The organism is Sporosarcina sp. Y1011, assembly GCF_057669885.1.
The window spans coordinates 250261-271834 of the sequence record NZ_JBYHFP010000004.1; the positions used below are offsets into that span (position 1 = coordinate 250261).

At 38.0% G+C, this 21574-nt stretch carries 24 protein-coding genes; 1 reads left to right on the top strand and 23 read right to left on the bottom strand.

Going from position 1 to position 21574, the window contains the following annotated elements; all coding sequences use genetic code 11:
* Positions 1–15: 15 nt before the first annotated feature.
* The 23 genes from AC25Y5_RS07345 to AC25Y5_RS07455 all read right to left on the bottom strand — a co-directional run bounded on the left by AC25Y5_RS07345 (position 16) and on the right by AC25Y5_RS07455 (position 21144).
* Positions 16–429, bottom strand: coding sequence for a hypothetical protein (locus tag AC25Y5_RS07345; protein ID WP_488139745.1), 414 nt, complete (start codon positions 427–429; stop codon positions 16–18).
* A 786-nt stretch (positions 430–1215) separates the two neighbouring features.
* Complete coding sequence (locus AC25Y5_RS07350; protein ID WP_488139746.1) at positions 1216–1419, bottom strand: hypothetical protein; 204 nt, start codon at positions 1417–1419, stop codon at positions 1216–1218.
* Positions 1407–1832 (bottom strand): SMI1/KNR4 family protein, encoded by a 426-nt coding sequence (locus AC25Y5_RS07355; RefSeq protein ID WP_488139747.1) that lies wholly within the window; start codon positions 1830–1832, stop codon positions 1407–1409. Before AC25Y5_RS07355 ends, AC25Y5_RS07350 begins: the two co-directional genes overlap by 13 nt.
* A 28-nt stretch (positions 1833–1860) precedes the next feature.
* Positions 1861–2211: a transposase gene (locus AC25Y5_RS07360; RefSeq protein ID WP_488139748.1), complete on the bottom strand. Its 351-nt coding sequence runs from the start codon at positions 2209–2211 to the stop codon at positions 1861–1863.
* Positions 2212–2373: 162 nt separating this feature from the next.
* Positions 2374–2922 (bottom strand): GNAT family N-acetyltransferase, encoded by a 549-nt coding sequence (locus tag AC25Y5_RS07365; protein WP_488139749.1) that lies wholly within the window; start codon positions 2920–2922, stop codon positions 2374–2376.
* Between the two features lie 338 nt (positions 2923–3260).
* Positions 3261–3689, bottom strand: coding sequence for a hypothetical protein (locus AC25Y5_RS07370; protein ID WP_482106672.1), 429 nt, complete (start codon positions 3687–3689; stop codon positions 3261–3263).
* 337 nt (positions 3690–4026) lie between these two features.
* Entirely contained in the window at positions 4027–4554 is a 528-nt protein-coding gene (locus AC25Y5_RS07375) for a GNAT family N-acetyltransferase (RefSeq protein ID WP_488139750.1), read from the bottom strand.
* A 101-nt stretch (positions 4555–4655) separates the two neighbouring features.
* Positions 4656–5153 (bottom strand): hypothetical protein, encoded by a 498-nt coding sequence (locus tag AC25Y5_RS07380; RefSeq protein ID WP_488139751.1) that lies wholly within the window; start codon positions 5151–5153, stop codon positions 4656–4658.
* 5 nt (positions 5154–5158) lie between these two features.
* A complete protein-coding gene (locus AC25Y5_RS07385) occupies positions 5159–5365 on the bottom strand; it encodes a hypothetical protein (protein ID WP_488139752.1) in 207 nt (68 codons plus the stop codon).
* Between the two features lie 69 nt (positions 5366–5434).
* Positions 5435–6496 (bottom strand): replication-relaxation family protein, encoded by a 1062-nt coding sequence (locus AC25Y5_RS07390; protein ID WP_488139753.1) that lies wholly within the window; start codon positions 6494–6496, stop codon positions 5435–5437.
* A gap of 271 nt (positions 6497–6767) precedes the next feature.
* On the bottom strand, positions 6768–7532 hold the full coding sequence (locus AC25Y5_RS07395) for a hypothetical protein (protein ID WP_488139754.1): 765 nt from the start codon (positions 7530–7532) through the stop codon (positions 6768–6770).
* A gap of 214 nt (positions 7533–7746) precedes the next feature.
* Positions 7747–8649, bottom strand: coding sequence for a peptidoglycan DD-metalloendopeptidase family protein (locus AC25Y5_RS07400; RefSeq protein ID WP_488139755.1), 903 nt, complete (start codon positions 8647–8649; stop codon positions 7747–7749).
* A gap of 180 nt (positions 8650–8829) precedes the next feature.
* Positions 8830–9552, bottom strand: coding sequence for a hypothetical protein (locus tag AC25Y5_RS07405; protein WP_488139756.1), 723 nt, complete (start codon positions 9550–9552; stop codon positions 8830–8832).
* A gap of 57 nt (positions 9553–9609) precedes the next feature.
* A complete protein-coding gene (locus tag AC25Y5_RS07410) occupies positions 9610–12102 on the bottom strand; it encodes a CD3337/EF1877 family mobilome membrane protein (protein WP_488139757.1) in 2493 nt (830 codons plus the stop codon).
* Positions 12103–12180: 78 nt separating this feature from the next.
* Entirely contained in the window at positions 12181–12717 is a 537-nt protein-coding gene (locus tag AC25Y5_RS07415) for a hypothetical protein (RefSeq protein WP_488139758.1), read from the bottom strand.
* Positions 12718–12749: 32 nt separating this feature from the next.
* Positions 12750–15338, bottom strand: coding sequence for an ATP-binding protein (locus AC25Y5_RS07420; protein WP_488139759.1), 2589 nt, complete (start codon positions 15336–15338; stop codon positions 12750–12752).
* A gap of 72 nt (positions 15339–15410) precedes the next feature.
* Positions 15411–16757 (bottom strand): hypothetical protein, encoded by a 1347-nt coding sequence (locus tag AC25Y5_RS07425; RefSeq protein ID WP_488139760.1) that lies wholly within the window; start codon positions 16755–16757, stop codon positions 15411–15413.
* A complete protein-coding gene (locus AC25Y5_RS07430; RefSeq protein WP_488139761.1) occupies positions 16727–18139 on the bottom strand; it encodes a TcpE family conjugal transfer membrane protein in 1413 nt (470 codons plus the stop codon). The genes AC25Y5_RS07425 and AC25Y5_RS07430 overlap by 31 nt, the downstream gene beginning before the upstream one ends.
* Positions 18140–18212: 73 nt before the next feature.
* Positions 18213–18434 carry a hypothetical protein gene (locus AC25Y5_RS07435; protein ID WP_488139762.1) on the bottom strand — a complete coding sequence of 74 codons (222 nt, stop codon included), beginning with the start codon at positions 18432–18434 and terminating at the stop codon, positions 18213–18215.
* A gap of 63 nt (positions 18435–18497) precedes the next feature.
* Entirely contained in the window at positions 18498–19685 is a 1188-nt protein-coding gene (locus tag AC25Y5_RS07440) for a conjugal transfer protein (protein ID WP_488139763.1), read from the bottom strand.
* A 44-nt stretch (positions 19686–19729) separates the two neighbouring features.
* A complete protein-coding gene (locus AC25Y5_RS07445) occupies positions 19730–19951 on the bottom strand; it encodes a hypothetical protein (RefSeq protein ID WP_488139764.1) in 222 nt (73 codons plus the stop codon).
* Between the two features lie 34 nt (positions 19952–19985).
* The gene (locus tag AC25Y5_RS07450; RefSeq protein ID WP_488139765.1) at positions 19986–20678 is read right to left on the bottom strand and encodes a hypothetical protein; all 693 of its coding nucleotides are present in this window, start codon (positions 20676–20678) and stop codon (positions 19986–19988) included.
* A 31-nt stretch (positions 20679–20709) separates the two neighbouring features.
* Positions 20710–21144, bottom strand: coding sequence for a DUF5348 domain-containing protein (locus tag AC25Y5_RS07455; RefSeq protein WP_488139766.1), 435 nt, complete (start codon positions 21142–21144; stop codon positions 20710–20712).
* Positions 21145–21408: 264 nt separating this feature from the next.
* Here AC25Y5_RS07455 and AC25Y5_RS07460 point away from each other — a divergent pair, with 264 nt between their 5' ends.
* The gene (locus AC25Y5_RS07460) at positions 21409–21549 is read left to right on the top strand and encodes a Spo0E family sporulation regulatory protein-aspartic acid phosphatase (RefSeq protein WP_482100099.1); all 141 of its coding nucleotides are present in this window, start codon (positions 21409–21411) and stop codon (positions 21547–21549) included.
* The last annotated feature ends 25 nt before the right edge of the window (positions 21550–21574 follow it).

The following is a 21574-nucleotide window of genomic DNA, read 5'->3' on the forward strand; positions in this document are numbered from 1 at the left end:
CACCTCCTTTCAATGTCATTTTTTTATCCAATCCCACTTGCCGAAGTACTCATGTATCTGGTCCAATTTGATAGGAACACGGCTATTTTCTACAAAACTGAACAACGTCTGAATGATTCTTGATATTTTATATTTGAGTAATTCCAGATGCTCTTTGTTCTGTTTTCTTATCATTAGTTGATTTGACTGTTCACCTTCCTCCCATAATAATTTGGGAAGCGAATTAGCATTGTGGGATATACGTTTCACCCAAAACCGCATATCCTTTTTGAAGTTTGGGGTATTCATCATCCTCAACAACTGGAGGGATGTTTCAAGGACGACAAAACCCAACTCGATTAATTCGGTTGGGCTTTGTTTTGATACATGGGCTTCGACTTCAGGATAGCTGTACAGCTTATTTCTACAGATTTTAGTCTTAAAAAACACTTTGCGGTTTCCCCCTTCCTTATTTTCTCCCTTTCCACAAACTGCATTTTTGCTTTTACTTGAATGTGTGTTCGGGGATATATAATAGTTGTAAAATAAACTAGTTGCGAGTTATATACTTATATATGCACTAGCGAGGTTTATTGTAATTCTAGTATATACATCGTTTGCAGTTGTAATTAAAATTAAAAAAATCGGCATTTGGTTACAATGATCATGAAATTATCCGCTCACTTGCGGTACAAGGCTGATCAGAATGTTTTTTCTTTATCCAGAAATAATCATGTATCTGATCCAATTTGAATGGAACACGACTATCTTCTTCAAAACTGAACAACGCCTGAATGGTTCTAGAAATTTTGTATCTGGGTAATTATAGGTGTTCTTTGTTCTTAACATCAGTTGATTTGACTGTTCACCTTCCTCCCATAATAGTTCAGGTAACGCATTTGCATTGTGAGATATGCGTTTCATCCAAAATCGCATATCCTTTTTTGTAGTTTTGAGTATCAAAAATCCTTAACAATAGAAGAGACGTGTCAAGGACGGCAAAACCCAACTCGTATAATTCGGTTGGGCTTTATTTTGCTACATGGACTTCGACTTCAGGGTAGATGTGCAGCTTATTTCTACAGATTTTAGTTTTGAAAAACACGTTGCGACTTCCTCCTTCCGTAAAAATGGAAATAAAAATAACACGTTCCATTCAATGGCTGAATGGAACGTGTTTTGTGTGGTTTAACAACATTATTTGATATAACATCTAAAAGCCAATTGAGTTAGTTATTATTTTTTAAGTCTCGCAAGAAATTTATCACTTACTTTCATATTCACAATAATCGGATCGACATTTGTATCGTCATCCGTATCTTGACTGATTTCCAAACCATTCAAAAAATCCATAAAGGTGTGAGAGACAAGAGATATATTATCCCAATACAAGTCAATGTCCTCTGTGGGTGTATCTATACCCACCATCAATTTTGCCATAAGCTCATTTTCGTGGTCCCAAAAACGTTTTCCCCCACACCTATGCAAATTAAATCTCCACCTAGACCGTCACCGATAGGGATTAATGAATTCGGTATTCGACCCGCATAATCTTCGGTTGCTTCAATCACACCATTCAAATCGAGAAAGCCATCAAAAACATCAAAATACGCCGTACCGTCATTCATTGTTAGTGCCGAATTATTAACTCGTTTAATATCTAGAATATTATCAAAAAACACCCCATTACAAATCAATAAAAATTCCCTATACGCCGCCGGGAATGATAGTTCATACTCACTCTCAAAATCGGCAATATCTTTATCGCTTATCTTACCCGAAACACCATTAAATTGATTGACCTCTAATTTTGTTAAAACTTCTTTTATGGTTTCTCTGTGATTATCCCCCAAATTAATATCCCCCGTCTGTATTCGTTTATTAGATTTTGCTATCTCTTTCTTCTATGAATCCTAAAAACCAATCTTGCATTTCACTCTCCGTATCAACAGAATCCAGCAATAATTTTGGTTCGAACGAACAATCATTGAGGGTTGAACTCCCATCAATTATTCCTAGCGTATGTGAAACAGAATCAATCATGGTTTGTTTGATTATCGACATTAAAACGCCTTTGTTTTCATCAGATAAACCATCGTACAAACTAATAGCGCCTTTCCAATAACTATTTGTTTTAGGAGTAATCTTCGTTGTTTCATACAAATTTTTGTATAGTTCAAGATTCTCTTTAACTATAGATTCATAAAGTGCTTTAGCAAAAATCTCATTCATGTTCGTATCCTCATTTCTGTATTGAAGGAACCTGCTGCGTTAGTTTAAGTGTAACATTTCACAATGGTTCGCCGAAATCTACTTGATGTTTTGGACGTAAAAATAGACCATCGGAAATGACGGTCTTGTTTAACTAAAGCAACCCGTTAGCTTAATAAGAGGTTATCTATTTTTATTCCATTCATCTGCTAACAATCCATAAACGATGTGGTCAACAAAATGGTCATATAACCATTCTGCTTGCCTGATACTTCCTTCATTTACAAAACCTAATCTTTCGGGAATGCTTCTACTTTTTATATTCTCTAAAGCAGCCCTAATTTCTATCTTATTTAAGTTTAGCTGGCTAAACGCATAATCAGTTAATGCCTTAGAAACTTTGGTCATAATTCCTTTTCCTTGATATTCTTCACTAAGCCAATAGCCTATATATGCTGTTTTGTTTGACCAGTTAATACTGTTGAAGCCTGCCACACCAACGATTTCCCCTTTGAATAAAATAACGGTATTTATACTTTTATTCTCAGCATAACTTTTTAAACTATTTTGGATAAAGACTTTTGAATCCTCGACTTTTGTAGTGAAGTCAAGCCAAGGTAGCCACTCTCTTAAATAGTCTCTTGATTTATCGGTAAGCTCAAAAATCCTTTCAGCATCATTCAATTCAATTAATTTTAAAGATACATCTTCATCAATTTTATGTATAAACATTATTTTTCCCCCTTTATGTTTAGTATGTATTTTAACACACCTTATTTTATTTGAATTATTACTTTCCCTCTTCAACTAACCTCCCTCTATAAACATTGATGTATCAACGGCTTACCCTGCCCCTTTAGTTCAATAAGAAAAAAGGCTTTACTCCTTCTTGAAGTAAAGCACCCGTTAGTTTAACAATCACTATCGTAGATCTATTCAGTCTATCTTCCTTAAAGGAACTATTAAAAGGTTTGCAATTTTTTTGATTGTTAACAAATGGTCTTCTTGTAGTAAGAGTTGCTTCGGGTCAACAATCTCGTACAATAATATGTTAGATTTTTTCTGTACCTTTAGTTCAACCCGACCTTCTTCTTTTCTGCCAGAAATTCAATTACATCTTCTAGATTTGTAGTATACAGGAGTGTATTTGTAAAATCATACATCGTATTATGTTCCACTACAAGGTATTCATCAGGATGAATGGTACCGAATAATTTTTTCCATTTGAATTTCTTTTCCATCTTTTTTGTCTCTTCATTGACTCTATCCGTATCTATTTTTAAAACAGCAAAACTTGGAGCTTTAATTCTAGTATTTGAAAACTTACTCTCTAAGGAAACAATGGATTCTGAAGTTAGTTCCATCTCTGTTGTGACCGCAACGTTTCCTGATTCGTCCATTCTATCAGCCAAATGTACAGATTCATCTTCATCCAGGTCTTCTTCAACAAAAATTGCAATACAATATAAATCCTTTTCTACTTTCTTCTTAAAAAACATATAGCTTCACCTTCCTTTAGGTCCATGGGAACAGCCACCGCGTTTCGAACTATTTCAGAAATCTCAAGTATCTGACTACTACGCTATGAAATGTATCATCTTTGTATAGCTTTTACCACTTTGTACCATGCTTCAAAGCCTGTTGATGCTACGGTGATTTCTATCTTTGCATCTGGAAGTGTTTTTGGTGTTTTATAAATCCACTTTTTCAATATTTTGGCCCGATTGTTGAACACAAATTAAACATCGTTTTTCAACTAAACTGCCCGTTAGTAAAAATGCGCCTCTACTTGTTGTAGAAACGCACCTCTTAGATAAAAACTTAGATTTGAATCGCTTATTCAAAAAACACACTTGGATATTCAACAACCCCTGAAACATTATTGAGTGCATTTTCACTTAGATCTATTGCCATAAATGCTTCGTCTGGTACTTCAAATGGTGCTTTTATCCCCCAAAAGGATGCTTTTTTGAAGCCAAACCTCGGATAATATTCGGGATGCCCCAATACAACAACTGACTTGTATCCAAGCTCTTTCGCTTCTTTCAATGCTTCGGTAATTAAAAGCCCCCCTACCCCCTTATTTTGATACCCTGGCAAGACAGAAACAGGTGCAAGGGCAAGTGATTCTTCAAATTGATTGTCATTAATAATTTTTATTTTAGATAAGAGAATATGACCAACAATTTCTTTATTAACAGCCACTAAAGATAACTTTGGTATAAATGCATCGGATTTTCTGATACGTGACACCAATGCATGTTCTTTTTTATCACTAAAATCCATATTAGCAAATGCACTTTCTACAACTATTTCAGTAATTTTATAATCCTCGGATAATTCCTGCCTAATTGTTATGTCCATTTTAATATCTCCTAACTCATATAACTAATATTTTTTTAGTTATCCGTTTTTTATCATATTTTTTCATTAACAATCCTACCAGTTAGCTGAAGTTGTTGTTATTACTTTATTGTATCATTATCAGTGGACGCACCTAGCACGATTCTGACGTCTCCTCGTTTTATTCTCTCCCTTTCCTCTTTCCGTTTTTCAAAATAGCTTTTGTTCGGTTGTTCCTCGATTCGTTGGTTACCACGCTTTTTCTTGTAGGAGATTTCTGCTCGGACGATGACAACGTTCAAATAAACAGCAACTATGACGAGCAACACCAAAGTCATCTTCATCATCGTTAACCGAGAAAGGAACTTTTCCATATCCCACACTGAATGAATAAGGCTTGATAGAAACATCGAAGCGGATAGCGACATTGTAAATGACATTATCCTGTCCAGCTTCTTATATTTCCGTTGTTGAATTCGCTTGATGATGAAATAGATGACCGTGATTGTAAGCCCCAAAACGAGGATCAACTTTGCTGATGGGATATAGACAGCATTGTACATGGCTGTGACGCCCAATGCTGCCGATAGAAAACTAATCGACACTATGAAAACTTGCAATGGAATCAAACCTTTCTGCTGCGGGCACTGGACACTTCCAAATTCAACACGAAGACAAGTTCATCGGCCAAGAGTTCACGCATAGTCCGATGCATTCTACGTTGCTCCTTTTCACCAAGATGTGCGGCGATTTCTTTATTTAGCCCCTTTGCATGCGCTGTTAGCTTTGTCATCTCCAGTAGTTCAGGAATTACTTGATTATTGGATCGCATGTTATTTTTCCCCTTTCATATTTTAGATAATGTGGATTCAAAATGTCTTTTAAAGGACAGTTCCTTCTATTAAATAGTATTTTGAATTCCGGTCAGATAATTCACGAGATCCCCCGAGTCAATTTCAAGGTAATCTACATGATGTATCTCATCCAATAGCTGCTCATGCATACTCCTCGTATTTGGAGTAGTTACCACTAGCACTTTCCGTCCGTCTAATTCGTACATTTCTTTGCGGTATTGCTTGATGTTATAAACCTTGACCAAATCCGTGTCGAGCAGATTCACTAGATACTTTTCTTCCCCATTGTGTCTGACCATACGCTCCAAACCATCGTATTTTTTCTTGCTTCCATTTACAGAAGACGTTTTAAAGGACAAGTCATAGATTTCGTAGTCTTCGAGAAACTTCATGACGTTATTTTCATTTTCAAATAAGCGTAAGTAGTATTTTGCAAATGTATAAGGGAAGATTTTTAGACTTTGACATTTTACGATTACGGAATTATCAGTTGACAGTTGCTGAATGATTGTATTGTAGCTCGAAGCACTTTTAGCAAATAGTATATAGTTGGGATTCCCGAAATCTCGTATTTCCTTTGATATCTTCATCAGATTCTTCATTCCCACACCATGCATGAACATGTAGAACAAATATTCCACGCCGCCTGAACTTGTCAACATGCCTTGTACGTTGGCACCGCGGTTTAACTCGAATTTCTCCTTTACTTCCCTGCTGTCCTTCATATTCCAACCGTACTGTTCTAAATCAATCATCACATCATTGGTGGACAGTAGGAACGGAAGACGACGAATATTGACTCGTAATTCATCGGCCCTTCGTTCAACAGATACCCCCTGCTCTCTCAAGCAGGAGATACCTATTTCACTAATTCGGTGATAGGAACCTTGTCTATTTTGATTCGCAAGATATCCACTTATCGGATGCGTGCTGATTAGTCTTGAATTACGCAAGACTCTTAATTTCTTGTATGTGTACCAACGTGACATTTCGTAGCGGCGCATGATCTGCTCCGTACTCAACACACGATGTTCGTACAGTCCCCGAAGTATCTCAATATCACGAGCTTGCAGAACCTTTACCACCTGTTTATTGTCCGTCTTCGACATGCGTTCTCCTCCTTTTTGATTGTTCGCGCCGGCTGTTTATTTTCGGTCACTTCTACACTGCGCTACGAATTGATTCAACTAAACCTCCCCGTTTTGTCCAATTCGCCTAAAATCCCATAAAACCATGAGCCACTTACGTTTAACCTTTATATACCGGGTACAATTTTGGGTCCATGTTAGGTACAATATAGGGGTTCCGAAAATCCCTTTATATTGCACCTGAAATACGGGTATTTTACTTGGATACAATATTCCAATACTTTTTTAATAATTAACCCCAAAAGTCTTCTGGTTTAGTTTTTGCCGAACGCTTCAACCGCTCATTGTTCTCGCTCACTTTTGCTTTCTTTTTCCTTTTCATTTCTTCTCTATATTCTTCAATTATTTCTTCTTGCAACGATGATTCAGGGATTTTTGCTAAATGAAAATACTCTTCTTTCAGATAGGTTATAAAATCCTCGAAATTTTCCTGAGATACTATAAAGACTTGCACATGATTTCCTCTAGGATCAATAAATCCTACATCAAAGTTCCACACCCTCCACCAGCTGTCATCTCCGATTAGTCCTGTATGCCGTATTGCATCCTGAATCAGCTTCCTATTGCGATTGTCCAAGTCACGAATCATTTTATTTTCGTAATGCTGTGCGATGATGATTACAGACTTATCGAACTGAAAATCGATTTTCGTGAAGTCATAAGCATCAAGGGTCGCTCTGAAATAGTAGTGCCTAATCATTGCAAGATAGTCCCGGTCTGCTTCTTTATATAGCGGTAACGCCCCATCATACGAGAATTGAAAGACGGGATAATTATCTATGACCATCGGCTTTATCTTTGCCATTGGATAAACTGTAGTCCGGTTTATTGTTTCGTCATTTCCCCCTAAGCTATTGATGCGGGACATCAGATAAACTTTCATTTCCTCAATATTTTTTAACTGCTCAAACAGCATCTTCTTTTCAGATTCCACCAAATCATTCCTTTCTTGTTTGGAGACGTTATTTCCCCAGCCAAACCCCTGATACATCCACATTCTTTAACCCAAACGTCGGACGTTAATGAAACTATTCCAACACGAATAGCCCAACGTCAGACGTTAGGTAAAACAAACCTTATAACACCAACAATTAAATGGTGCTTTAACGTCGGACGTTCATTTTGCACAACGTCCGACGTTGGCAAATATAAACACTGTTCTATCAACGTTTACACGCAACATTAACGTCGGACAAATCTTTTTCGTTTACTTACTTATCTTCAACAGCCGTATATTCCGTTAAATATGGCATCGGATCTTCTTTTCCGCCCGCACGAATTATCTCAAAGTGTAGGTGGTTTCCGGTTGATGTTCCCGTAGAACCACATGTACCGAGTATGTCCCCTTGAGAAATCACGTCATTTATTTTTACATTCGTGGAATTTAGATGGGCGTACAATGTGGTGATTTCGCCATGATTGACAATTACATGTAACCCATATCCATTTGACCAACCAGATCCAGAGGCAAAAATAACATTCCCGCTTTGGGATGAAAGAATAGGGTCACCGTTTGCACAAGCAAGGTCTACTCCCGTATGAAGTCTTACATCTCCGTAAACGGGATGTGTCCGATATCCAAATGGACTTGTAATCCGTAAGCCATTTAAAACAGGAAGCATCCAGTCACCAACTACATGAACTTCGCAGTTCATCGTTAGGCCACCAAATTGAGCTACCAACGCGGTAACATTTGGAGCCCAATGATTGTTTAATCCGGTTGGGTCATTGTCAGCTCCTATTGGGGCATAGACACTTCCTAAATCAGATATCGTAATCAAGCCATCTTTGATGATGCGATTGTGTAGCGTCTTCCCCATGGCCTTTATCCCTTCTTCAATTGTTGCAAATGAAAATAAATATTTACTTCCAGTTGAAGGGTCCATCAACCCACCCGGATTGTTTTTCAACATAACGGCAGCAGATGATCCAAATCCTGTTTCATGAAAAGCAATACTGGCCATCAGGATTGGATCAATTCCGTACTCTTCGGCAACTTCTATAAACACTTGCCCTTTGCCAGTAAATTTACCTGCGTCATTAAATTGAGAAAAGTACACTGTTTCACTTATTTCCCCATCAGGACGGCAGACCGCGCCACCAGCAAAGTTCATTCTTTCATCATCCTCTTCAGTAAAGACTACGAATATAGCGAAGAAGAGAAAAAGAGCGAGAATAGAAAGCAGAAGAAGTAAACCTGGGCTGGTTATAACAGGAACAATCCATAGCAACTTTTTCATAATAGCTCAACGAACGATTCACTCTTAAAAGAGGTTTTGTTCGCCATTCCCCCCCTATCTTTTTTGGTTATAATTCAAATAGTAATCAGTGATTTGAAAATGACCTTGACCGTCTTTTTCAAACATCATGCTGTAAATATCTGTGTCTTTTCTAATCGCTCCTTTGCCATCTACTACTTCACTTATAACAACTGCATCCCATGAGATAGCTATCAACGTAGGGGCTATAGGATCTTTAATTTCGACCGATAGCACTTTTCTCGTATCGATGCCTATTACGTTTTTTAACCCTTCAATTTCTTCCTCTTTGCTACCTTTCAGTAAGTTGATATTTCCTTGTACCAACAATCCCTCGACAGAATCCAAATGACTAATTGGAGTTCCCTTATCAAATGCATGTATCTTCTGGGCAAACTCTTTAGCCATAGCTTTTGTTTGTTCCAAATCTTTTTCTGGAAACATGTCGCTTTGAGTAGGGTTTTTCGAAACTTCATCAGGCACTTTCAAATAACTTTCTTCAGGGTTTTCATCGTAATCTGCATTGGTCTCTACTTTATTTGCCTTTTCAACTATAGCTTTTTCTGTTTCTGATTCACCTTTGGGGGTATACTGCCAAATGCCATTATTTTCATTACCGATTGGCTTTTCAATCATTTGGTCTAACGCCTTCTTCTTTTTCTCTTTATCAACAAATCCAACAATAAAACCCAATAATAAAAGCGTGATGGAAAGCCCCATCACGCAGATCATCATTATTTTTTTTGATCGTTCATTCACCGCATTAGTCAGCTCCTCTTTATAACAATCCTAATTACGCTTTTTAAAAAGAAAGTGTCAGTCGGATGTCTCATCAAAAGATCTTAGACTTTCTCCTTCAATAGGGGTACTCCTATCTTGTTCTAATTCAGTAGTTCTCCTTTCATTTTCAATGCTGCTAGTAAACGTATCAGCAAAACTATTCTTCCATTCTCCATGTTTTGCTCCATCAACAACCAAATCAAAATGCCTGTTCATTTCGCTTTGACTAATATTGTCAATACCTTGAGTTTTCATAGTGTCCAACGTCTGGTTAATCATTTCAGTTGGCAAACCTTTATTCGCGAGTGCATTCGTAATCATCGATTTATTCAGATGGAGTTCATATTCAACTTCTCCATAAACATCTTTCCTTTCCTTCTGCAATTGCTGAGACTTCTCGCCGCCTGAAGTAGCTTTTGCGAATGTGTCCACGTTACCTTCAGCTGGATTGCCTTGATCAATCAATTTGTGATATCGAGTTTTCAATTCTCTATTACTCACATCATGTAGTCCTTGCTTATTCAATGCTTGCATCGTTGTATCCACCGTGTCCGTCGGCATTCCTGTGTCAGACAGAACAGCTTTTGTCTGTTCTTGTTTCTTCTCTCTACCAGGGAACAATACGTCTTTTTCCATTTCGGTGGCATTGCTTTTTCTTTTATCTGAGATACCATTTACAGATGAGTTAGAGAAATTATCATCTAAATCTCCTGAGCTCCTAATTTCATTGAATTGCTCATCAAGTTCATCGTCCGTTAGATTATTAATTCCAGCCTCTTCAGAAGCCTCCATGGTATTCGTTTTCATTTCTGGAGTCAGATTATTCTTGTCAAAGAAATTATCTAGTTTGCTCTTATCTAAACCTGTTAGTTTCGTTGTGTCTTGTGATTGCGCCATTTTATTCAAATGTGCTAAATGTTGGGCTTTCATTGCAGAGCCAGCAACATCGCTTACGCGACCTTCCCCAGTAACTACCTTACCGACAGAACCACCAATTGCAGCACCTGTCATTGCGCCTGCCGGACCGCCACCTACGACTGCACCAGCAACAGCACCACCAACGGTAGCGACATTCTGTACACCTTTTTTGAATGGTGCGGCGAACGTACCTGAGCTTTCTCGAAGCTCGCGAATTGTATTCGAACCAGATGAGAAAATATCTTTGATTCTGTTCCGTAAAATAAATACTGTTCCAAACAACAATAAATTGAAAGTCCCTGCTCCTACATAACTATAAAAAGGATTGGAAGCTCCGGTTATCGATTTGAAATCTCCAGCGTAAATAATATCTGAAATCACAAATACAATTAACGCTATGAATGATACAAATATCTTTAAAGCTAGTGGAATACCAAGTTCAATGAAGTATCGTTTTAAGACACTAAATTGTCCTGGTATTGCACCGATAAGCAATGCGAATGGCGCAAGTGCTGCAATTACCATAAACCAGAACTGAAATAGAATTAAACAAAGAGATAATAGATAGATAGGCAGAGACACGAGCCCATTAATCATCATGTAGAAATACGAGAATGCTAGACGGCTATTTACCGCTGAGTATTTCATCATGTTATTGCCATAACCATCTTTTGAAGCTTCTTGTTGCACCACTTTAGTCTGCCTTTCTTCACCAACCGGTTCTTTTAATATATTTTTCACCCGAGTAAGTCCAGCATCTCTATTCCCTTCACCAAGTACTTCTACATCATGTGTCCCGTATTGCATATACAGGTAGGGTCTATCAACAAACATACCCCATATGCTGTCCTTCATTTTCGTTCTGGGATCAACCATATTAGATTCTGAATCCCCTGATTGACTAGGTAAGCTGACAACAAAGCCGCTTAAATCTGTCGTTATTTTATTTGCTCCAGTAAGTAATGTCGTATAGTTCGCAAACATCAGGACTGCGATTGTTAAGGCAATAATTGTTTGAAAGATTGAAGAAAATGATTCAAAAAAAGCACGTTTAATAATGAACACATACAACGCATACATACCAGTCAATACAGCAATAAGCTTTACAAGATTTCCAAACAGACCATTTCCAATACTAAAAGTTACACCGGAAATACCGGTCATATTCGACATTAATAACTCCAATTCCACAATGATTTTCTCGGTAAAATCAGCTGTATAGGCTAAGTCATACATGACTAACATCGTATAGGTCAAAAACATATTTATATCAAAGACAATATTGTTGATCAGGTTGACCATTTCACTTAACTTATTGCCTACGTTTTCTTTAACATCAGCCCAACCGAAAAGTTTATCATAAGTATCAGCCCAAAATTTACTCCCTTCCTCAAACGATTCTACATCTTTGTCGGAGACTGCATCGAGATGATAATAAGACTTTCCATCATCTTTGAATTCACCATATTGATCTGTGATAATATCCATAATGTCAGTTTTTTCATTCGCTGTTTCCCCATCAACTGCGAGCCCTGAATGGGTTACACCCGTACCAAAGAACAGAAAAACCATCAATAATAAAAATAATATTCTCTTATAGTTAGGTCGCATATAATTTAAGCCATAAAAAATAACCCTATGCATTTAGCAAGGGTTATCAATAGCCTGTTACCTCCTTTCGTATTCAGTTTATTCATTTTCTGGTAATTCATGAAGTAAGGTACCTGTTTCAGCGTTATTGTCATCTATCATTTCTGGTCTGGAATCAAAATACGACCGAACTTTCCACGCTTTATCTTCATCCTTTATCAATACAATCCAGCTGTTAACTAATGAACCTTTATTATCAGGAGTGCGATATCTGTAATAAACCTCTCCACTTTCTTCTTCATAAAAATTATCGTACCTTCTTAACTCATACATTCCATCAAGTTTTTCAAATTCTTCTGGTAATCTATGTTTCTTTAATAAATATTCTCTGTCCTCCTTCAATTCCTCAATTCCATTTAACGACAAATAGTTCAATATCTCAGGATAGTTCTGTTCTATCTTCACGACCATAAAATCATGGGCAATTGCATCTGTTTCTTCGAATACCTCAGCATATTTCTTCGTCTTATCATCAGCTTTTACAGATGTTTCTCCATCAGATTCAGAGCTACACGCTGCCATTAAAACAGTCATGGCTAACAGCATAAAGAATCCCCAAATGCCTTTTTTAAACAATTCACCACTCCCTTTCAATGGCTTTTATGTTATCACACTACTCTAACTTTTTCACGTTCACGTTCTGCCTCAGATGAGGTAGAAGAGTCGAACGCATCCAATAATTCTACGAACACTGGATTGATTTTAACGACTGCAGATCGACCATAAATATCTTGGAACAGGGCTTCTCCTCGATCCAATGACTTCAAAATCTCAATATTTGCGCTCGTCTTAGGAAGGTTCAAATAATCTAACATTTCTTCGGCTTCACTTGTTTTGCGCAATCCGAAACTGAATTTCATCCCCATATTCGCAACATCATTTCCATGGTCAGAGGCATTTTGTGATCCCTTCATGAGTGTCGTGTTATAGAAACGACCCATACGGACAATGAAATCCATCAGTTCAGAACCGATTGCACTTCTCTCAATGGCACTCGCTTCATCTTGCAGGATGAATTTGTGAGTTCCCCTATCTCCTTTGAACATGTATTGCTTTGTCCATGCGGTGATTGAAATCATAATCGCCTCAGAAATCTTATGGATTGTTCGAGCATTCTTCTTTTCGCTGGATGAAGGCAAATTCAAGTTTTGAATCATCAAGACCTGAATTGGTTTATCGTGCTCCAACACTTTGAAATTCTGACCGACCTCACCAAATAGCAACATGGACAGCTGGTTACGTTTCAAGGTTTCCAACGTACCTCTTAACCTTTCTAATGACTCATAGCGGTTATTCGACATACTCTCGGGACGATTCTCGTACAAGTCATGGAGAAAGGTCAGGACGCGGCCAATGCAAGGGTCTTCCTCATTTGACACTTCTTCCACAGCTTCACTCAAAATGTTATAGGCATCTTCGTTCAGGTTGATATTCGCGAGATACGAGAGGATATCCATCGTAATGTCTTTGGCTTCCTCAATGCTCGTACTAGTTCTAAATGGATCCAATGAACCTGCATCGTCAGGGTCAGAGCCAAGTGTCCATACTTCAATAAACTCTTTAGGAATGAACGGTAGCCCCTTATCCCACCCTGTTCGGTCACCTTTTGGATCGATAATCAATCCCTTTGAACCGGTTAGGGTCGCTAGATAAATGAACAAATTCATGAAGAAGGATTTGCCCCTTCCAGTCATTCCGGCTACAAGGACAGAAATTGAATCAACAACGTTACCTAGTCCATCAAACGCTTTAGCTGCTAAATCGGGCTGGATAAAAACGGGCTTTGAAAACTGCGAAGTATGTCCGATATAAAACCCACGATTATCCCCAATATTCGTTGTAGCACCAAACATCATACCTGCTAGTACCCCTGGGGCGACTTCCATCTTGTAATCATCATGGTACTTCTTCGAACCTGGAATCGACTCCAATAAGAAGTGAAGCTGTTCACCGTAAGGGGCAACAATCTTCAAGCCGAACTTTGATAATTCATTTCGCAATAAACCGACTCGTGACTTTAATTGTTCTTCTGATTCAGCTGTTACCTTGAAAATAAATGAACAAGCAAACCCAGGGAATCCTGTTTGTTTGAAGTAGTTTTCCATCTGGATTGTTCCGCTTTGTGAAGCATCGACACTCATATCGACATCTTGACCACCCTTCTCGGCCTCTTTCCGCTGGTCCCTGAATTCCAATTTGGCGTTGCTCAATTTCTTTTTGATGATTTCATTCGGCTGATTTTCTGCTCGAATGGAAACAGTTAATGGGAACGGCATACGAAGTTGAATCCGATAGAGCCATTCACTTCCTGGATGATATTGAACGTCATCCATATATTCAATGGTCAAATATTGACAGTAAAGATTTTCTATTTCATTAGCATTGGTGATACGACTTAACAGTAATGTCTTCGGTCCTATTTCTTTGATGTTCGTATTCTGTAAATCGAAGAATTCTTTTTTACTATTACGTACCGCTTTATGTTTATTGCCCTGCTTATCAATTCCTTCAACATTGGTCCCAATTTCATAGGAAGTGCGGGGCTGAACATCTGTATTGTTGTTTCGCGTACTGAAACTTTTTTCAATGATAAATACTAACTCTTCCGTTGTCACTTTATGAATACGCGAACCAAAAGAATTAGCTATTGTAGATTCGATGGAAACAGCTTGGCTTTGGAAAGCTTTAATCTGACTTTCCAGTATGTCGTCAGGATACAATCCAACTGCTTGATATAATGGAGAGCTGAAACCCTCAAAGAACTTCTTGAGAGAAGTTAAAGCATTAATTCCAGCGTTACCATATAGGTATCTATTCTTCTCGGGGTCTAATTGAATGCCGATGTAATGATGATATTCACTGGACTCATTCAATTCTCTTTCATTCTCCAAAGCCTTTTTGACTTGCTCAATAAATTTAACCCCATTTTCTTTTAGGGGATATTCCTTCAATTCCATTTCTTCAATTGTTGAATTTAAAATACCTTTTATATTCGTGGGGTTAGGAATCACTAGATAATGCAGATCAAGACCAACGTTCGTTAAAAAAGACATCTGTTGTTGAAAAGGCATTATCTTTTCATCATCTTCTAAGAAATCATAATTGAATCCGTCTATTTTGTAATAAGCCCATACGGTACCGTCATGTGAAAAAACTAAATTGTTTTCAATATGCTTGACTGGAAATTCGATTTTCACGTTTACCACTTCCTTTCTATTTAATGAAAAATAGAAGCCGTGCATATTACACGAGCTCCTATTCGGGTTAATTCATTGATCTTCTTCAACTGTAATAGTATCCGCAGGATTAATATTCTCTTCAGGCCTTGTAGTCTCTGTTGGCTCTTCCGTACTTGGCAATTCAGGTTCAATCTGTACTTCAGGCTCCCCAGGTTCGGCAGGTGTTGCAGGACCAGATGGAACTTCGGGTTCAAGCGGTTCGGTCGGAACTTCTTGAACTTCTGGAATTGTAGGCTCTTCCAGTTCTGTTGGGATCACCGGAACAGTTGGATTCTCTGGTTCCACGGGTTCATCCGGAATTTCTGGAAGAGTAGGTTCGACAGGTGCGGTTGGATCAAATGATTCAATTGGTTCTTCTGGATTTGTTGGTTCAACTGGTTCTACTGGTTCTACTGGTTCTTCCGGAATTGTTGGGTCAGTTAAATTCTCGGGATCTATGGGTTCATCTGGTGTTTTCGGATCTTCAGAATCTGTAGGTTCTACAGGTTCTAATATATCGGCCGGCTCCTCTGGTATGATAGGTTCTTCCGTCTCGTAAGGCTTTTCAGGCTTAAGTGGTTCTTCGGGTTCCGCAGGATTTTCTGTAATATCCGGTTCGTCTGGTTCTACTATTTCTGTGGCTCCGGGTTCATCTGGAATCATAGGCTCAATAGGAACAGTCGGCTCTTTCGGAATTTCGGGCTCAACAAGTTCAACTATTACTGGTGGAATCGTAGGTTCAGGCTCAATTAACTCTGGAATAACTGGTTTAGATTGTTGTTCAGGTTGAGATGGTTTACTAGGTAACACCGGCTCACTTGCCGTTACCTTGTCCACTGGCTTTTCAGCAAGTATGGGTTCAGTCGGTTCATCAAATTGTTCAGGCTCATCTACTCCCCCGACTAATTCAACTGGTTCAACAATGACTGGTTCTAAGATTGCTACGTCATTCTCCGTTTCCTCATTTCGTTCTTCAACTGCGACTGCAACAAGAGTGTCGTTCAAGTCTTGAAACTCATCTTCATCATCTTCAAAAAACGCCAGGTCTTTCACATGATGTTTATCAGCATTTGCGATTGAGTTGTCTAAATCCGAATAGTCATCTTGGTCATCAAATAGGGACAAATCTGGTTCTTCATTCTTGATGGCCGTTGCGACAATATCATCAATGTCTTCCTCTTCTTTCATCGTAATTACTTCAAGTTTATTGGCGATGACTTTGTCGTTTTCATCTTTTTGTTTTACAACTTCCTCACCGTTTTCTTCGACATTGTTTTTATCATTCAATAAATTGTAGCTAGTGTATCCCACACCACTTGCTAAAACGGCAGACAGGGCAATTGCCCCGACCACCGTAACTTTCTTTTTCATGTCTTTGTCTTTATTTTCGTTAGACAAGTTAATTCCTCCCCTTCCATATTTTTATGACTATCCGACGGATTTACCATTTTCTTTCTCTTTCTTTTATTTTCGGGATCTCTCACTTCCACTTTCTTCTGGATATAGGAATGTAAAGCTGCATCATCGATTCGTTCGGCAAAATCATAAGCTTCATCAATTTGATTCAAAGATAAATAAGCATCAGCAATGATATGTGTTCGCCTTTCATCCATTTCCATTCTAGGAGCACTTTGATATTCAATTACTTTTTCATGGTCTCCGTCTAATGATGCAACTTCAAAGGCAATCAGTTTGGAATCTGTTTGTAACTTTCTCAATTGGTTGATTTCCTTCTTCGCAATAAAAAAATTGACGATTGATTTATCGAATTCAGGAACATGATCTAACGCCTTTTGTGCATTGCTCGACATTAAATATGTGAACAACACGGCGTTCCGGTCATCCTTTTCAAGTGTGTCAAAATCTAGTTTGTCGAAATGTTCAACAGCCTCGGAATACTTTTGAATGGAGGCAGACCGCAACCCAGCAATAAGATTTTCTTCAAGGGAAACAACAGAAACCTTGTTTTGATCTATTTTTTCTTCCTGGGAAGAAACAGCGTCATTCGTATCGACATTTGCTTTGCCAAAATCAAAGTCCGTGACGATATGAAGAAATCCCAAAACCAGAATGATACTAAGAAAACTGGTAAAGAGAACAATCAGTCCAATTGCGGCGACCGGCTTTTGCTTCAATCGTTCATCAGACTTTTTCATTGAACGTTTTTGCAAAGATATTTCTTTATCCTCAGTTTCTGTCACTGGAACATTTTCATCATCCATTTCTATGACCACCTCACTTTCATTTCTTTTATGGTCGTACAATCTTCCACTAGCCATCTTTTCTTCACCTGAAATCCTAGCCAGATAATCCAAAACTTTGTCATGCTCTTCATTAAGTTTTGCTACCACAAGGGATCCATCATCTTTTTGTTGGAACGATTTTTTGTAGGTATAGTAATTATGAAACTGATAGTCTTTTTCTTTGTCCACCTCACGTCCTCTGTAAAGTGTGCTAGCTTTCATCTTCTTTGCTTGATATAAGATAAAAGAACGGAAGAAGTGAACAGGTGATCTCCCTTCCGTCCCGACATCCGCAAGCAACCAAGCAAGCCCGATTGGGATAATAATCAATATTCCAACGGGTATCCAATTGATTAGCCTTCCGATTCCAGGAGTGAAATATATGGTTGCCTCTACAATTGCAATCACAAAGAAATACATGACCGCTTTCAATCGCAAGGGTCTACCCAGTTCCAAACCGAAAACCTGATATAGCTTCCGTTCAAAACGAATGAAACTATTAAGCACATACAGCGGTATCCTATTTATAATTTCCACCTCCAAGCCCTATATTTCATAGGAATGGCAAGGAGAAGAATGTATCCCCCCTTGCTTGCAATAAAATCTGTATTTAATTACCTAGATTCAACTTCTCAGCAAAGAACTCAGAAATATTAATCAAGACCTCTGGATTTACGATGAAAATCCCAATGAACGAAAGCCCGATTAAGACACCTATCAACGCAATCCACGCTCTTTTAAAAGCCGTTACAATCAAAGCTATAAACAGAACGATGAATAATGCCCATTTTATTTCCTCTGAAATCCATGTAAACAATCCTTCCAAACTCATTCGATTCACCCCCTTTCGCAATAAAAAAACACAGACATAATTGTCTGCATCTAACTCCTTGCCTTATTCAATTGTTTCATCAGTTTCAACGTTCTTTTCCATTTGAGGCTGGACTTCATTTGATTCAGATTTCCCCTGTGATTCATCATCTACTTTCTTTTTCTGTTTCAAGTCGTCAATGTACTTCTTGTCATTGACTAATAAAACGGTATAACGCATCTCCTTCTCTTCCACTACCAAAAGATAAGTGGAATTGAATTCAATTCCCGTTTCTGGTTCAGCCAATACTACTTCCGTTCTGATGACTTTCTCGTTTGCTCTCTTTCCTTCAAAGATTTCTGTGCTTTTCAGTCTAACAAAGTCCATCGTCTGGTTCAGTCCATTCTGATGTTGTGGGTCCTCGACGATATAGGTCAGTTTGTCTTTTGAATCGTTCGCATACGCTTCAAAGAATGTTTCTAGAAAAGCCTTGATATTTTGGGTACTTCCATCTGCCACGGACTTTAGCCCATCTGTTTCAGGATCAAGACTCTTATCTACATTCTTCTCATCCACGTATGAAAAACTAGGTAATTCATAAACGATGTAACGGTTTTCGTCTTCATCATAGTAAACTGGTACTGAGATATACTTCACCGTCTTGACCTTTTCAAGTTCAGCAGCTGGTTTTTCTGCCGACTTATCATCGTTCTTCTTTTCTTGAATGGACGGTTTTTCAAATACTACTTTCACTTGAAAAGTAATACGTGCTCTAGAATCCTCCAAATCCTCGACTTCCTTCAGCACAATGTTTTCACGAGAAATTGCTGAGTTCCATTTCTTATCACTTGCAATGGCTTGTTCACTTAGCTTTTCAGGTAAATAATAGGCAAGCCGTTCTATCCGATCACTTCGTTTCTCATTTGAAGCATTCCATGTGAAATAGGCAGAGACGAAACTTTTTGAGAACTCGATTCCTTCTGCAGAAATAGCTTTATTCAAAAATGCGTCGTCCGAATCATTCGCTGCATTTGATTCCCCCTCCATTGAAAACACATTCACGAATACAATCAGCAACATAAATAAAAAAAGCATCCAGAAAGTGATTGCGCCAAGCCTTTTAGCGCGGTACCCTTTCGGTTTGCTTTTCTTTTCATGTTTCCGTATTTCTTTTTTCCGTTTTTCATTTTCAATGGATTTCTTAAATATATCAATGGACTTTTTAATCAGACTGTCATTTGTATTTGTTGTCTTGTTCAATCGCCTCTTCAAAATCCGATACCTCCCTCTTCCGTATTTCATCCCGTGACGTGTCATCAAAATTTCTTTGAGCTGCCCACCATGATGAAAATGGCGACAATCAAAACGAGTGTTGTAATCGTCCCATATTTAACGAGTGAAGATTCATAAAGACTGACTACGTGCATTTTTAGCTCCTCCCACAACGGGACCAACGTTGGAAACTGTTCTAGCAATAGACTCCCGATGACTACGATTAAGAAAATCATCAAGATTGTCCCGATTACGAGTTTAAACATCCTTTCACCTCCTCTCGCAAGTAGGCTACCTTCATCATCTGCGAAGACATGTCCTGTTTAGGCTTTTGGCCACCATGGATGCAAAGATTAACATGCCCATGAAACGACCAAAACGGTTCAACTTAGTAGCGATTGTCGATAACTTCATAAAGCGTTTATCCCTTCTAGCAGTATTTGGCTGACTGAATATACGACTTTCATTCTCAATAATTCGAATTGATTCTTCATCAGTTCTTGCTTTCCCCTGAGTTTTATACGCAATCATTTTTTCCAAAATCTCTTTTGTTCGATACTTTGGATGTAATGAAGAATTGTTGTTCAGTGCGCTATCAACTAAATCAATATTCTTTTGAAGTGCTTCTATGTTCTGTTCATAAAAAACCATTCCTTCACTAAATACCTTCCTAGATTTATTGGATTTATTTACGATTACATTGTAAACGTAAATGAAAGAAACAATTACCGCAGTGTAAATCGCTGTATAGAACAAAAATACAGGTGTATAGATGAATATGAAAAGATCAATCCCATTGCGAATGTAATTCACAAGAATCATGAAGATGGGCATCCAGATGAATAGTCTTTTCACAATTTTACGGATTGTCGCTTTACTGATTATATTTCTTCTGACCATATTTTCATGTGTATTTTCGAGTTCATCTAATTCGTCCTTTAGCATCCCTTTCAAGACCACGGCTTTATAGGTATCCTCCAGATTCATACACATTCCAATTTCCTCCTTTCTAATTATAAAAACTTCAAGACAATGCCCTGTATCGAGCCTTTAGCCCCTCTAGCTTTATATACGGCATTGCTATGCAATAATAATCATCACCCCGATGTTCAATTCGGGATTGGACATAATAGCCGCCTTCCTTCATTTCCGAATCATCCCTCCAAACATCAACCGAGGAGCCGCTGGTCAGTTCTCTGCCACATAATTCATACCGGTCACATTCGTTCTTTTGTAGATACCCTTCCAGTTGGACCTCCTTAATTAAATCAACAATTGATTTGTGAGCTTCTTCTAGTCCTAACTTGGCTTTATACAACGTAAAATACTGTTGTACATCCTCCGAATTTAAACTAAAAATATTGACGTTATTAAACAGTTCATCCATTTCCCTTAAAAGTCGTTTAACTGTACTTTCCGCCTCGCAATAACTAGCAACGCTATATCCCACTAATTTCATTATGATATTCCTCCCTACTTTTTTAATTACAATACTTTTGAATCGTAATATAATTTAAAAATTTATCAGTATCCTGTTTATACTATTGATATATTACAATTGCGTTAAAATTCAGTAATATTCCAGAAATCGACAGTTTTTGCCATTTTGTTATTGTACGATGGACAAGCTGGTTCAAATTCATCAAGATGATTTCAATATACTTTGAAGACTAATAGTTCATTTGAAGGGAGTTTTATTAAAATCGAATTAAATAAAAGAGAATTGTCTGCATTCATCAAAGCTAAACAGAAAGTCATGTATAAGATAGCTAAACAATATGGATTTACTCATCCTCACGTCGTTGCATACAGCCAAATTTTGGACGTGCTAATTAATATTTATCAAAAAAAAGACCGTCCCTAACTACTGAAGCTTTAATGTGCAGTTT

Excerpts from the sequence above, each read along its gene's own strand:
- AC25Y5_RS07450 (WP_488139765.1), bottom strand. The coding sequence starts at position 20,678 with ATGTGTATGAATCTGGAGGATACCTATAAAGCCGTGGTCTTGAAAGGG.
- AC25Y5_RS07375 (WP_488139750.1), bottom strand. The coding sequence starts at position 4,554 with ATGGACATAACAATTAGGCAGGAATTATCCGAGGATTATAAAATTACT.
- AC25Y5_RS07395 (WP_488139754.1), bottom strand. The coding sequence starts at position 7,532 with ATGTGGATGTATCAGGGGTTTGGCTGGGGAAATAACGTCTCCAAACAA.
- AC25Y5_RS07455 (WP_488139766.1), bottom strand. The coding sequence starts at position 21,144 with ATGAAATTAGTGGGATATAGCGTTGCTAGTTATTGCGAGGCGGAAAGT.
- AC25Y5_RS07360 (WP_488139748.1), bottom strand. The coding sequence starts at position 2,211 with ATGAATGAGATTTTTGCTAAAGCACTTTATGAATCTATAGTTAAAGAG.
- AC25Y5_RS07350 (WP_488139746.1), bottom strand. The coding sequence starts at position 1,419 with ATGGCAAAATTGATGGTGGGTATAGATACACCCACAGAGGACATTGAC.
- AC25Y5_RS07365 (WP_488139749.1), bottom strand. The coding sequence starts at position 2,922 with ATGTTTATACATAAAATTGATGAAGATGTATCTTTAAAATTAATTGAA.
- AC25Y5_RS07400 (WP_488139755.1), bottom strand. The coding sequence starts at position 8,649 with ATGAACTTTGCTGGTGGCGCGGTCTGCCGTCCTGATGGGGAAATAAGT.
- AC25Y5_RS07435 (WP_488139762.1), bottom strand. The coding sequence starts at position 18,434 with ATGAGTTTGGAAGGATTGTTTACATGGATTTCAGAGGAAATAAAATGG.
- AC25Y5_RS07385 (WP_488139752.1), bottom strand. The coding sequence starts at position 5,365 with ATGCGATCCAATAATCAAGTAATTCCTGAACTACTGGAGATGACAAAG.
- AC25Y5_RS07390 (WP_488139753.1), bottom strand. The coding sequence starts at position 6,496 with ATGTCGAAGACGGACAATAAACAGGTGGTAAAGGTTCTGCAAGCTCGT.
- AC25Y5_RS07370 (WP_482106672.1), bottom strand. The coding sequence starts at position 3,689 with ATGTTTTTTAAGAAGAAAGTAGAAAAGGATTTATATTGTATTGCAATT.
- AC25Y5_RS07410 (WP_488139757.1), bottom strand. The coding sequence starts at position 12,102 with ATGCGACCTAACTATAAGAGAATATTATTTTTATTATTGATGGTTTTT.
- AC25Y5_RS07445 (WP_488139764.1), bottom strand. The coding sequence starts at position 19,951 with ATGTTTAAACTCGTAATCGGGACAATCTTGATGATTTTCTTAATCGTA.